Source organism: Rothia sp. HMSC061C12, assembly GCF_001815755.1.
GTDB lineage: Bacteria > Actinomycetota > Actinomycetes > Actinomycetales > Micrococcaceae > Rothia > Rothia mucilaginosa.
Genome location: NZ_KV821842.1, coordinates 54,665 through 68,023 on the forward strand (window position 1 = coordinate 54,665; position 13,359 = coordinate 68,023).

Consider the following 13,359-nt stretch of genomic DNA (forward strand, 5'->3'; position numbering starts at 1 on the left):
CCTCCATACCCTGCATCGCCACCGTGTAACACTACGTAATATTTCACGGGGCAATACATACGGGTGCACAGTTCGCCGCTTGCACTGAACGCCGTCTACTATAAATGAGGAGCCGGCGTCTGCCGGTGGCACACAAGTAACTGACCTGGAGAATTCTATGAGCCTGATCGTCCAAAAGTTCGGCGGTTCCTCCGTAGCGGATGCGGAGGGTGTCAAGCGCGTAGCCCGCCGCGTCGTGGACACTCAGAAGGCAGGTAACGATGTGGTCGTCGTGGTGTCCGCTATGGGCGACACCACCGATGAGTTGCTCGACCTTGCCGCAGAGGTCACCAGCAATGTCGTTCCCTCGCGTGAGCTGGACATGCTGCTGACCGCCGGTGAACGCATTTCGACCGCCGTCCTGTCGATGGCCATTAACGACCTGGGCGCTAAGGCGCAGTCCTTCACCGGTTCGCAGGCTGGCATGATTACCGACGGCGTGCACGGTTCGGCGCGCCTCGTGGAGGTTCGCCCCGATCGCATCCGTGAGTCCGTCGAGGCCGGAAATATCGCGATTGTGGCCGGTTTCCAGGGCATGAACCGTCAGAGTGGCGACATTACGACCCTGGGCCGCGGCGGTTCCGATACGACCGCCGTTGCGCTGGCCGCCGCGCTGAACGCCGATGTGTGCGAGATTTACTCGGACGTGGACGGCGTGTTCACCGCCGACCCGCGCATCGTGCCGACCGCGCACAAGCTGGATACCATCACCAGCGAGGAAATGCTGGAGATGGCGGCGAACGGTGCAAAGATTCTGCACCTGCGTAGCGTCGAGTATGCTCGTCGTTTTAACTTGAAGCTTCACGTGCGTTCTTCGTTCTCGGACCTTGAAGGCACTATCGTGGTTCCGGAGGAGTCCGCGGAACTGACCCCCATTCATCTGAAGGAGATTCCCTTGGAGCAGCCCCTGATTTCCGGTGTCGCGCACGATCGCACCCGCGCAAAGATTACCGTTGTTGGCGTTCCGGACGTTCCCGGTTCGGCCGCTAAGGTGTTCGGCATGATTAACGAGGCGAAGGTGAACCTGGACATGATTGTTCAGAACGTTCCCACTGACCGCCCGGGCGTGACCGATATTTCCTTCACTCTGGATCAGGCGCAGGGCCCGACCGCGCTGAAGGCCCTGGAGGATGCTAAGGCTGAGCTGGGCTTCCAGGAGGTTATTTACAACGAGTCCGTTGGTAAGCTGTCGCTGGTTGGCGCGGGTATGAAGACCAACCCGGGTGTTTCGTTCACTTTCTTCGAAGCGCTGTCTGCTGCTGGCGTGAACATTGACATGATTTCGACTTCCGAGATTCGTATTTCGGTGATTACTGAGCTGAGCAAGCTGGATGAGGCTGTTCGCGCGGTGCACACTGCGTTCGGTCTGGATGCCGAGGGTGAGGCTACTGTTTACGGTGGTACTGGCCGCTAGGGTTTAGCTCGTTTGTGAGCTGTACGCTTCGGGAGGGGCGGTGCTGGTTTGATTCGGCGCCGCCCCTCCCTTTTGTCTGTGTATAGGTGAAATAACTGAAACGCTTTACAGTTATTTCAGATAGGGGTAGGGTTGTATCAACCACAATGAGCCTCCAACCGAATGATATGCACCCCACCGACGTGGCATCTTCGGACGTTGACTCTGCCGGCAACAGCACCAAGGAGAAGATAATGACCACCACCCTAACCAACCCCCTGGAGGAAGATACCCTCAATCAGGCTCGCGCAGAGGCGCGGGAGATTCTCAAGAATTCTGAAGAAACCACCATTGAGCTGACCGTTTCGGGTCGAGAAAGCCAGCAGCTTGGCGACGCCCTTAACCAGGTCATTCAGCACGTCTTCCATGCCTTGGCTAACGGGCAGAGTATTGATGTTCAGCCTGTCCCCCAAGATTTGACGACGACCGTTGCGGCGCAGCGTATCGGTATTTCCCGCCCCACGCTCATGAAGGCTATTCGCTCTGGTGACCTCCCGGCGCATAAGGTGGGTAGCCACTTCCGTATCCGCACCGAGGATGCCGATGCTTTCCGTAAGGGACTTCTCAAGAAGACCGTTGCTCAGAAGGAGCAAGCTCTCAAAGAGCTCTGGGAACTCGAGGATGAACACGGTCTTGTTGACACCTTCACTGAATAAAGTAGTTTTACTTTCTGCCCTACCTTGTCGCGGCATCGTTTAGGCTAGAAGCATGAGTAGTGTTGTGTTTTCCCAGGTGATGGATGCCCGTCAATGGCGTGCCGCAGAGGCAGCACATGAGGCGCGTGCCGGCCGCTACGCCGACCCGTTTGCGCAGCGTCGCGCCCGCCACGAAGTGCACCCCGTGGAAGATTTCCTCTTCACCTACTACACGCTCAAGCCCGGCCAGTTCAAGCGCTGGCACCCCGGCGCCGGCATCATTCTGCTGGATGCGCCCGAGCGCACCTCCTGGCGTTTCTACCGGCATGCAACCGAGCAGGAGCTCCTTGACGCTGGCTGCACCCCGCAGGTGGCGCGTGCCCAGGCGGATGCAGCCTCCGCCGTCACGGTGGACGTCACCGATTTTGTGGAGCGCCGCGCTACCGCCCTCGCCTTCACCCACGAGATCCTGCGCAACACCGCCGCGAAGAAGGGGCAGTTCGGTTGCTTCGGCATGCACGAGTGGGCGATGGCGTACAAGTCAGTGGAGAACAACATCCGCCACGACTACCTGGAACTGCGCCTGGGCGCGGAGGGTACGGACCGCGTGGTGGAGGAGCACCGCATCCGCTGCTCGCACTTTGATGCGTTCCGTTTCTTCATGCCGCAGGCGGCACCGATGAACGAACTGCAGCCGACCCGCGAGACGCAGCGTGTGCTGGAGCAGCCCGCGTGCCTGCACGCGAATATGGACGTGTACAAGTGGGCGTACAAGCTGCTTCCGCTGGTTGATTCGACTCTGGTCATGGATTGTTTTGACCTGGCGTGGGATGCGCGTGAACTGGATATGCGCGCAGCCCCCTACGATATTCGTGACTGGGGGTATGAGCCGATTCCGGTGGAGACGACCGAGGGTAAGGCTGAGTACGTGCGGATTCAGCGTGAGCTGTCGGAGCGTTCCATTGGGCTACGTGAGCGCCTGCTTGCGGTGTGCGAGCGCTATCTTCCGTCCCTCGAGGCGTAAAAGACGTGATTCGAGCCTCTTAGAGTATCCACCAACCGAACGCATACCCCCGTTACGGTCGTTAGTACGGTAAGATGAGATACGGCTCATACAGAACCCACGCACCCAAGGAGTGCCCACACATGGCCCGTATTGTTGTTGATGTTATGCTCAAGCCCGAAATTCTTGACCCGCAGGGTAAGGCTATTTCTCACGAGCTACCCCGTATCGGCGTTGATTCCTTCGTGGATGTTCGCCAGGGTAAGCGCTTCGAGCTGACCGTCGAGGGTGAGGCTACTGAGGAGCACCTCGCAGCTGCCCGCAAGGCTGCTGAAGAGCTGCTGTCGAACCCCGTCATCGAAGACGTTGTGAACGTTTCGGTTCTGGAGGACTAATACCTATGGCAGAGTCCCTCGCACCTACTGAAGTCCCCCTGGTTGGCGACTTTTCTACTTATTCCCCGAACCCCGCTTTCGCTGATGCACGCGTTGGCGTGGTGACTTTCCCCGGCACCCTGGATGACCGTGACGCTGCACGTGCTGTCCGTCTGGCTGGCGGTACCGTCGTTGAGCTGTGGCACGACGACGCTGACCTGAAGAACGTTGATGCCGTCATTATTCCCGGCGGTTTCTCCTACGGTGACTACCTGCGTGCCGGCGCTATTGCTGCGAAGGCTCCCGTGATGCGTTCGGTGATTGATGCCGCTAACGCTGCCGGTACCTCCGGTTCTTCGCCCCTGCCTGTTCTGGGTATTTGCAATGGTTTCCAGATTCTGACTGAGTCTCACCTGCTGCCCGGTTCGATGATTAAGAACGATCACCGCAAGTTCATTTGCCGTGACCAGACTCTGCGCATTGAGAATAACTCCACCTCCTGGACGAGCGACTACGCTGCAGGCCAGGAGATTGTTGTTCCTCTGAAGAACCAGGACGGTCAGTACGTTGCTGACGCGAAGACCCTGGAGGCGCTGGAGGCTGAGGGCCGCGTGGTGTTCCGCTACGTTGGTTTCAACCCGAACGGTTCCCGTAACGACATTGCTGGTATCAGCAATGAGCGCGGTAACGTGGTCGGCCTGATGCCGCACCCGGAGCACGCTGTGGAGCCCGGCTTCGGTCCTTCCTCTTCCGGTTTTGGTGAGGTTTCTCTGCGCGGTGGCGCCGATGGTCTCGGCGTGTTCACCTCGGTTCTTGCCAACCTGATTAACGCCCGCTAACGCACGACAAGGATTCTAAGAAGTTATGAGCGAAAAGCAGTTTAACCTCGACACCGTCGAGCACGCGGCGGCAACCCCGGACACCGAACTCCCCTGGGCTGAACTGGGCCTGAAGGAGAACGAGTTCGAGGACATTAAGGAGATTCTTGGTCGCCGTCCTACCGCGGCTGAGCTGGCAATGTACTCGGTCATGTGGTCCGAGCACTGCTCCTACAAGTCTTCTAAGGTTCATCTGAAGCAGTTCGGTGCGAAGGTCACCGATGAGATGAAGAAGGACCTGATGGTCGGTATCGGTGAAAACGCCGGTGTGACCGACATTGGTGACGGCTGGGCTGTTACCTTCAAGATTGAGTCCCACAACCACCCCTCGTACGTGGAGCCCTACCAGGGTGCCGCGACCGGTGTGGGCGGTATTGTGCGTGACATTATTTCGATGGGTGCACGCCCGATTGCTGTGATGGATCCGCTGCGTTTCGGCGCGATTGATCACCCGGACACCGCCCGCGTTATTGGCGGCGTGGTTGCCGGTATTGGTGGTTACGGTAACTCCCTGGGTCTGCCGAACATCGGCGGCGAGGTTGAGTTCGACTCCTGCTACCAGGCAAACCCGCTGGTCAACGCACTGGCTGTGGGCATTATGCGCCACGAGGACATCCGCCTGGCGAACGCATCGGGCGTGGGCAACAAGGTTGTCCTCTTCGGTGCGCGCACCGGTGGCGACGGCATCGGCGGTGCGTCGGTGCTGGCTTCGGAGTCCTTCGACGACACCAAGCCCTCGAAGCGTCCTGCCGTTCAGGTGGGCGACCCCTTCGCTGAGAAGGTTCTGATTGAGTGCTGCCTGGAGCTGTTCAAGGGCTCCGTGGTTGAGGGTATTCAGGACCTGGGTGCTGCGGGTATTTCCTGCGCAACCAGCGAGCTGGCTTCTAACGGTGAGGGCGGCATGCACGTCGACCTGACCAAGGTTCTGCTGCGTGACCCCACCCTGACCCCGGGCGAGATTCTGATGTCTGAGTCTCAGGAACGCATGATGGCTGTTGTCTCCCCCGAGAACGTGGAGCGCTTCGAAGCGATCATGAACAAGTGGGGCGTGGAGTACTCCTTCCTCGGTGAGGTCACCAACTCTGGCCGCCTGGTCATCGAGTGGGACGGCGAGGTCATCGTGGATGTTGACCCCCGCACCGTCGCGCACGACGGCCCGACCTACGAGCGTCCTTACGCACGCCCCGAGTGGCAGGATGACGTCCAGGCTAACCACTTCACCGGTTCGGCTGCCGACGATTCCCGCCCGCGCGGTAAGGAGCTGGGCGAGGCAATCAAGGCGTTCATGGCGTCCCCGAACATGTGCTCCAAGTCCTGGATCACCAACCAGTACGACCGCTACGTTCAGGGCAACACCGCCCTGTCCATGCCGGACGACGGCGGTGTGGTGCGCGTGGACGAGAACACCAACCTCGGTGTTGCTCTGGCGACCGACGCCTCCCCGCGTTTCACCTACCTGGATCCGTACGAGGGTGCTCGCGCGTCCTTGGCGGAGGCGTACCGTAACGTTGCGACCGTCGGTGCACGCCCCGTGGCTGTGTCTGACTGCCTGAACTTCGGTTCTCCCGAGGACCCGGACGTCATGTGGCAGTTTGCTGAGGCTGTTCGCGGCCTGGCTGATGGCTGCATGGAGCTGGGTGTTCCGGTGACCGGCGGTAACGTGTCCCTGTACAACCAGACCGGTGGTAAGGCTATTAACCCGACCCCCGTGGTGGCGATGATGGGCGTGATGGATGACGTCACCCGCCGCACCCCTTCGGGTTGGGCTCCTGAGCATGACGGTCAGGCTATCTACCTGCTGGGTACTACCCGTGATGAGCTGGACGGCTCCGAATGGGCTCGTTTCAAGGGTCACCTGGGCGGTCAGCCGCCGAAGGTTGATCTGGCTCTGGAGCGTCAGCTGGGTGACATGCTGGTGAACATGTCTCGTGACGGCATGATTGATGCCGCGCACGACGTGTCTGCTGGTGGTCTGGCTGCGGCTCTGTCGGAGGCTTGCCTGCGTTTCAACATCGGTGCCCGCATCGGCCTGGGTGAGGTTGCTGAGCGTGACGGCGTGGACCTGTTCACCCTGCTGTTCTCGGAGTCCCTGGGCCGTGTTGTGGTTTCGGTTCCGCGTTCTGAGGAGGTGCGCTTCAAGGATATGTGCACCGCTCGCCAGTTCCCCTTCGCACGTATTGGTGTGGTGGATGCTGCATCGAACGCTCTGGACTTCCAGGATGAGGTTTCCATTGACCTGGATGAGCTGCGTGCAGCTCACGAGGGCACTCTCGCTTCTTACTTCGGTGAGGTTGCGAAGGGCTAGTCTTCGACTAGTTTGAGACTAACGCCGAAAGGGGCGGATGCTTGTGAAAGCATCCGCCCCTTTTGTTATGCCCGCTGGCTTGTGCGTTGAGCGTTTAGGCGTTGTGCGTTGAGGTGTTCTGTTTATGCGCGTTCTGGGTTTATGCCTCGGCGACCTTGCGGCCCAGCTGCGCGAACAGGGAGGCGTTGATGCGGAAGCCTTCGATGCACTCTTCAATGAGGGCTTCGCGCTGTTCGTCGGTCAGGGGTGCGTTGTCGAGCAGTTCGCGGTAGCCGTCCTTGAAGACCTTGGGCTTGGGCAGTTCGGTGAAGCGGTACATGCTCAGTGCTTCGGCGGGGATGCCGTAGTGGCGGTTAACGAGTGCTGCGACTGCCTGGCCGCCGGAGAGGTCGCCGAGGTAGCGCAGGTAGTGGTGTGCGAGGTAGCGTTCGGGGGAGTTGACGGTGGCGCGGATGCGCTCTACATACTCTGCGGTTGCGGGCAGGGGCGCGTCGATGTCGCCGTCCTGGCCGAGTGCGCGGATGTCTGCGCGGATGTATTCTGCGCGGTCGAGGCCGGGGTGGGTGAAGGGGTCGGTGATGGGGTTGGGTTCTGCGCGGTAGTGTTCGGAGACCGCTTCGAGTGCTTCGTAGATGTGCACGTACTGGTTGATGAGGCGCAGGTATGCCTCGGTGTTGAGGGAGCCGCCCATGAGATCTTCCATGAAGGTGGAGTGTTCGGCGTTGTCGTGGACGTGCTTGGTGCTTTCCTTCAGGCGTGCGGAGAAGCGTTCCTGGGTGGTTTCGGGGGCGGTAATAGTCATGGTGGGGTTCCTAAATTTGCTTGTGGGTGGACTATAAAGGTTTTAATGACACTGTGTCACCAAACTGTTAATGACATATTGTCACCAAAAACCGGTTTTGGCAATAGCCCCCACAAAAAATTTGCTAAGGTAAACCTTATGAGTAAGTCACCCTAGGCATTAAGTTACACAAACATAGGCTAATAGGTCTAGACTTGATACGAACACCACAATCACAAAATTCAAGGAGACACCGAATGTCTACCCCCTCTCTCACCAAGCGCACCTGGGCGTTCTTGGCTTCGGCAACCATCGGCCTCAGCGGCGTCGCCGGCGTACCCGCAGCCTTCGCAGCTGAAACCAACTCCCACATCAGCGCCGGTGAGGTTGCCGCAGCCTCAGAGCAGAGCCTGCAGGACGTCACCGTCAACTGGGGCCTGAAGAAGTCCTTCCGCTCCTACATCAACGGCCCCTTCTCCCAGGGCTCCCAGAAGCTGACCGGCGTCACCACCAACGAAGACGGCTCCTACCACTTCACCGCCGCCGAAGGCACCGTAGCCAACGGCGAATACTCGGTCACCTTCACCGGCTCCTCGATCCACTACACCGCTCACCACGGTCTGCTGGAAGTCATCATCTCCGACCTCTCCGTCACCATTAAGGACGGCGTGGGCACCGTGCGCGCCAACGTTCAGTCGCGCCCCTACAACGGCAACACCACCCCGAACGACCTGGTCGAAACCAAGAACATGACCCTCGGCACTTTCAACGCCTCCGGTCTGAAGGTTGAGGGTAACACCATCACCCTGCCCAGCGTTGACGAAGAAAACGGCACCCGCGTCAAGCTCTCCGAAGAGGCAACCGGCGCCTTCGCCGGCTTCTACAAGGCAGGTCAGGAGCTGGATGCACTCGGCTTCTCCGCAACCATCGTGACCAAGGAAGCACCCGCGCCCGCACCTTCCGCTGAGCCCAGCGCCGAGCCGACTGCTGCGCCGACCGCAGAGCCTTCCTCCGCACCGACCAGCGAGGCACCCAAGCCCACAGACCCCAAGCCCGCAGAGCCCACTTCTGCAGCGCCGAGCGCAGCCCCCACCTCCGCGGCACCCTCCTCCCCCGCCGCAACCACCGAGCCCAAGCGTGAAGAAAAGGTCACCGGCAACGTTGTCGAGTCCGGCACCCTCAGCTGGGATATCCGCGAGTCCTTCCTGAAGTACCTGACCGGCTTCGCGCACGGCTCCGTGAACGTTGAGGGCATGGAGAAGACCGCGGCTGGCGGCTTCAAGTACACTCAGGCATCCGGCGTGTACAACCCCGAGACCAAGACCGGTCAGATCAACTTCGCGGGCACCGCAGAGTTCACCGGCCACAACGGTCAGCTCAAGAGCACCATCAAGAACATGCGCCTGGTCGTCGTCAACGGCAAGGGCACCCTGGTCGCTGACGTTGACGCGCTGACCCGCGACGGCAAGTCCGTTTCTAAGACCGGCCTGGCTATCGCCGAGGTGGACCTCTCCGGCGCGAGCGTGAAGGACGGCGTTTTCTCGGCGCAGAACGCGGCAGTCGCGCTCACCGCTGAAGGTTCCAACGTGCTCTTCGCCGGCCAGTACCGCGGTGCCGATAACGCCATGGCGCCGCTGAGCTTCTCCGTAAAGCTCAGCGAGCAGACCGCAGAGAACACCGTTGAGGTTCCCCGCGTCTCTGAGAACAAGTCCTCCGATAACAAGGGTTCTGAGAACGGCTCCTCCGATAACAGCTCCTCGAACTCCTCCGCTAACAGCTCCGGTTCTAATGGTTCGGCAGGCACCTCCGGCAGCGTCTCTAACGGCGGTTCCTCCTCGAACGGTTCTGTCAGCAACAACCCGGCACAGCCGGTCTGCGTACCCGTCACCCGCACCCGCGAGGTGCAGGAGCAGGGCGCATCCGACGGCACCATTAAGAGCGCAAACCTTGGCTGGGGCGTGCGTGATTCCTTCCGCAACTACGTGCGCGGCGGCATCGCGAACGGTAGCTGGGAGCTGAACGGCACCTCCTACTCTTCGGATGCGTTCAACTGGTCTAACGGCACCGGCACCTTCAAGAACGGTAAGGGTTCCATCTCCTTCAGCGGTTCGGTTCGTTTCACCGGTCACCACGGCATTCTGGACACCACCATTGCGAACCCGCGCCTTGAGATTAACGGCAATTCCGGCACTCTCTACGCGACCATGAACAGCAATGATCCCTCCGGCAAGGCAACTAACTACGGTGAGGTGGCACTGCTGAAGGTGGATCTTTCGGGTCTGCAGAGCTCCGCTGACGCTGTGAGCGTCAACGGTGCGGCAACCACCCTGACCGCTGAGGGCGCGAAGGCGTTCGCTGGCTTCTACGACGCCGGTAAGGACATGGCTCCGCTGAGCTTCTCCGCGGCGATTAACGGCGCGAAGACCACCACCAAGACCGTGTCCGAGACCGTCTACGAGGGTGAGGGTTGCGACCCGGTCACCGGTAAGCCTCTGGCTTCCACCGGCGCCTCCGGTGTTGAGGGCACCCTGGTTGCAGGCTTCATCGCTGTTGCAGCCGGCGCGGGTACCGTCGTGTACACTCGCCGCCGAAAGAAGGCATAACGGCACCTCACGAGGATGCCCACACTGTCGGCTCGCCTGTGAGACTCAATCACGAGGTTCACCGGTGAGCCGACACGGTCCGTGCGGGGGTGCAGATTTTCACTGCACCCCCGCTTCAGATGCCAGGTTTTACCCCGGCGCCTACCCCAGTTTTCCTAACTCCCTTTTTTCTGTGAGACGACGATGTTTTCTTCCCTTTCTTCTTCTGCCCTGAACCGCCGCGATGCAGTGAAGTATGCGGCATTCTCCATCACTTCCGCGTTCCTGCTGAGCTCTTGCGGTGTGGGTACTCAGAACCCGGCCTCTTCTTCAAGCACTTCGCAGGCTGTGGTGGATGAGCAGAGCACCCGCACCGTTTTGGAGAACCTTGCCGATCAGCTGCGTTCTTCTATTGCCCCTGATCAGAAGGCTCTGCGCGGCCCCAATAGCGCCGCGGATACCCCCGAAATTCAGCCGATGGTCGATACCCCCACTCCGGCTTTCCCGGTGACCTTCAAGGATTTCAACGGCACCGAGGTGACCGTTAAGTCCGCTGACCGTGTGCTGGCACTGGACCTGTACGGCACTCTGGCTCAGCAGATGATTGCGCTGGGTCTGGGCGGTCGCCTGGTCGGTCGTGTCACCTCCTCGACGGAGCAGTCGCTGGCTCATCTGCCGCTGGTGACCCAGAACGGTCATGACCTGAACGCTGAGGCGATTCTGGCGACCTCCCCGGACCTGGTGCTGTGGGATAAGAGCAACGGCCCGATTGAGATTGTGGATCAGCTACGCGCAGCGGGCGTGACCGTGGTGGTCTTCGATCATGAGCGTCGTATGGATAAGATCATTCCGCAGCTCAAGGCTGTTGCGCAGGCGCTGGGTGTTCCGGAGGCGGGCGAGCAGGTTGCTGCCCGCGTGCAGAAGGACCTGGATTACGCTCTGCAGGTGCTCAAGGACGTCGCCCCGAAGGGTGCACAGCAGGTGTCGTTCGCATTCTTGTACGTGCGCGGTACCGCTGGCGTGTTCTTCGTGCTCGGTAAGGGTTCGGGCGCTGACGATTTGATTCAGGCTATTGGCGGCAAGGATGTGGCGTCTGAGCAGAACGCGACGAATATTATTCCGGCGACCAGTGAGGCGCTGGTGAAGCTGAACCCGGACATCATTCTGACCATGAGCGGCGGCATTAAGTCCACCGGCGGTTTGGATGGTTTCTTGGCTCGCCCGGGTGTGGGTGAGACGACTGCCGGTAAGAATAAGCGCATTATCGATATGGGTGACGGCCAGATTCTGTCCTATGGCCCGAATACTCCGGCAGTGTTGCTCTCGCTCGCTAAGGCTGCGTACTCCACTCCTGCGGGGGGCCAGTAGTGGCTGCCGTGAAGAGTGCGGCGGGTGCGCGGGATTATCGTGCGTCGCGTCGGCGTCGTGCCGGTCTGACGTTTACGTTTTTGGCGGTGGCACTGTGCGCTGTGATGGTGCTGTCTGCGGGTTTGGGTCAGTACAATATCCCGATTGATCAGGTGGTTGCTTCTGTGGGCCGCCGCCTGGGTCTTGCACCGGAGAACCCGGCGATGCAACTGGCGGATAGCACTCTGTGGAATATCCGTTTCCCGCGTGTGCTGTTGGGCGTGCTGGTGGGTGCCGCTTTGGGTACTTCCGGTGCGGTGATGCAGTCGGTGTTTGGTAACCCGTTGGCTGAGCCGGGCGTGATTGGTGTTTCCTCGGGTGCGGCGGTTGGCGCGTGTTTGTCGATTGTGTTGAACCTGCAGTTTTTCGGTATTTTCACGACTCCTGCATTCGCGTTTGTGGGTGCGTTGGCGGCTACTGCGCTGGTGTATTTCCTGTCGCGTTCTTCGGGTCGTGCGAAGGTTCTGTCAATGATTTTGACGGGTATTGCGGTGACCGCGGTGGCGAATGCGATTATTGCGTTCCTCATGTTTATTGCTGATACGACGAGCCGCGATCAGATTGTGTTCTGGCAGATGGGTTCGCTGAACGGCTCCACATGGAAGGCTGTAGCGAGCGTGTGGCCGGTTATTCTCATCGGCTTGGTGGCGTGTTTTGTGATGGCTTCTTCGCTGGATGTTCTGGCGTTGGGTGAGCGTGCAGCGCAGCATTCGGGTGTGAACGTGGAGCGCCTACGTGCGGTGTCTATTGCGGCGACGGCTTTGTTGACGGGTGCCGCGGTGGCGTATGCGGGCATTATTGCGTTTATTGGTCTGATTATTCCTCACCTGTTGCGCATGATTTTGGGTCCGTCGAATCGTGTGTTGTTGCCGGCTTCGGCATTGGGTGGCGCGCTGTTGATTGCGCTGTCTGATTTGGGTGCGCGTACGCTGGTGCCTTTTGCTGATTTGCCGATTGGTATTTTTACGGCTTTGGTGGGCGGCCCGACGTTCTTCGTGTTGTTGCGTCGTTCCCTGGGTCAGGGCGGAGGTGCTTCGTGAGCGAGTTGTTGAGCCTGTCCGGTGTGTGTTTTAACGCTGGTGGGCGTCAGATTTTGAATGATGTGTCTCTGTCTGTTGCTGCGGGCGAGGTTGTGTCGCTGATTGGTCCTAATGGTGCCGGTAAGTCGACTCTGTTGGGTGTGATTGCTGGTGATATTGCGCCCAGTGGCGGTGAGATTCTGTTGGATGGTACCCCTCTGGGTTCGATTCCTGCCCGTCAGATGGCGCGTCAGCGTGCGATGCTGTTGCAGAAGTTGAATGTGGCGTTTTCGTACACGGTGCATGAGGTGGTTCAGATGGGCCGTACTCCGTGGAAGGGCACGGAGCGCGCTGAAGAGGATGACGCCGTGGTTGCTTCGATGATGGAGCGTACGTCGGTGACCCATTTGTCGGATCGCGATATTACGACTCTGTCCGGTGGCGAGAGTGGCCGTGCGCATTTGGCGCGTGTGTTCGCTCAGCAGACCCCGCTGATTCTTTTGGATGAGCCGACTGCGGCGTTGGATATTACGCATCAGGAGCAGACGTTGCGGGTGAGCCGCGAGTTGGCTGCTGAGGGTGCTGCGGTGTTGACGGTGCTTCATGATCTGGATGTGGCGGCTGCGTATTCTGACCGCATGGTGTTGTTGCGTGGTGGTGAGGTGGTTGCTTCGGGCGCCCCTGAGCAGGTGTGTTCGGCGGAGTTGTTGTCTGAGGTGTATCAGCATCCGATTGAGGTGTTGAGGCATCCGGTGACGAATCGTTTGTTGATTCTGCCGGAACGCTGAGTTTGCTGGCGCGCTGAGTTTGCTGGCGCACTGATTTTACGGGGCGTTAGCGAAGCATCCCGCAAACACTTTCCACCTCAAAATATGCCAGTATT

General features: G+C 59.8%; 11 protein-coding genes. 10 read left to right on the plus strand and 1 reads right to left on the minus strand.

From position 1 onward, the window contains the following. Positions 1-157 precede the first annotated feature (157 nt). From HMPREF3055_RS01370 to purL, 6 genes are all read left to right on the plus strand, one after another. Entirely contained in the window at positions 158-1,453 is a 1,296-nt protein-coding gene (locus HMPREF3055_RS01370) for an aspartate kinase (protein WP_070737490.1), read from the plus strand. Positions 1,454-1,686: 233 nt separating this feature from the next. Continuing rightward, positions 1,687-2,148 carry an excisionase family DNA-binding protein gene (locus HMPREF3055_RS01375; protein WP_070593554.1) on the plus strand — a complete coding sequence of 154 codons (462 nt, stop codon included), beginning with the start codon at positions 1,687-1,689 and terminating at the stop codon, positions 2,146-2,148. Positions 2,149-2,200: 52 nt separating this feature from the next. Next, the gene (locus HMPREF3055_RS01380) at positions 2,201-3,151 is read left to right on the plus strand and encodes a 3-methyladenine DNA glycosylase (protein ID WP_070737494.1); all 951 of its coding nucleotides are present in this window, start codon (positions 2,201-2,203) and stop codon (positions 3,149-3,151) included. Between the two features lie 122 nt (positions 3,152-3,273). Then, entirely contained in the window at positions 3,274-3,525 is a 252-nt protein-coding gene (gene purS, locus HMPREF3055_RS01385; protein WP_005507194.1) for a phosphoribosylformylglycinamidine synthase subunit PurS, read from the plus strand. Between the two features lie 5 nt (positions 3,526-3,530). Beyond that, entirely contained in the window at positions 3,531-4,343 is an 813-nt protein-coding gene (gene purQ, locus HMPREF3055_RS01390; protein WP_049340283.1) for a phosphoribosylformylglycinamidine synthase subunit PurQ, read from the plus strand. A gap of 25 nt (positions 4,344-4,368) precedes the next feature. Beyond that, a complete protein-coding gene (gene purL, locus HMPREF3055_RS01395; RefSeq protein WP_070737496.1) occupies positions 4,369-6,687 on the plus strand; it encodes a phosphoribosylformylglycinamidine synthase subunit PurL in 2,319 nt (772 codons plus the stop codon). 139 nt (positions 6,688-6,826) lie between these two features. On the opposite strand, the gene HMPREF3055_RS01400 is transcribed toward purL, so the two are convergent. Further along, positions 6,827-7,489 carry a biliverdin-producing heme oxygenase gene (locus HMPREF3055_RS01400; RefSeq protein ID WP_049360377.1) on the minus strand — a complete coding sequence of 221 codons (663 nt, stop codon included), beginning with the start codon at positions 7,487-7,489 and terminating at the stop codon, positions 6,827-6,829. Positions 7,490-7,725: 236 nt separating this feature from the next. Here HMPREF3055_RS01400 and HMPREF3055_RS01405 point away from each other — a divergent pair, with 236 nt between their 5' ends. From HMPREF3055_RS01405 to HMPREF3055_RS01420, 4 genes are all read left to right on the plus strand, one after another. Continuing rightward, positions 7,726-10,071, plus strand: coding sequence for an HtaA domain-containing protein (locus HMPREF3055_RS01405; protein ID WP_070737498.1), 2,346 nt, complete (start codon positions 7,726-7,728; stop codon positions 10,069-10,071). A gap of 183 nt (positions 10,072-10,254) precedes the next feature. Further along, positions 10,255-11,418 carry a heme/hemin ABC transporter substrate-binding protein gene (locus HMPREF3055_RS01410; RefSeq protein ID WP_070737500.1) on the plus strand — a complete coding sequence of 388 codons (1,164 nt, stop codon included), beginning with the start codon at positions 10,255-10,257 and terminating at the stop codon, positions 11,416-11,418. After that, positions 11,418-12,497, plus strand: coding sequence for a FecCD family ABC transporter permease (locus HMPREF3055_RS01415; RefSeq protein WP_070737510.1), 1,080 nt, complete (start codon positions 11,418-11,420; stop codon positions 12,495-12,497). The genes HMPREF3055_RS01410 and HMPREF3055_RS01415 overlap by 1 nt, the downstream gene beginning before the upstream one ends. Then, the gene (locus HMPREF3055_RS01420) at positions 12,494-13,264 is read left to right on the plus strand and encodes a heme ABC transporter ATP-binding protein (protein ID WP_012904204.1); all 771 of its coding nucleotides are present in this window, start codon (positions 12,494-12,496) and stop codon (positions 13,262-13,264) included. The genes HMPREF3055_RS01415 and HMPREF3055_RS01420 overlap by 4 nt, the downstream gene beginning before the upstream one ends. Positions 13,265-13,359 lie beyond the last annotated feature (95 nt).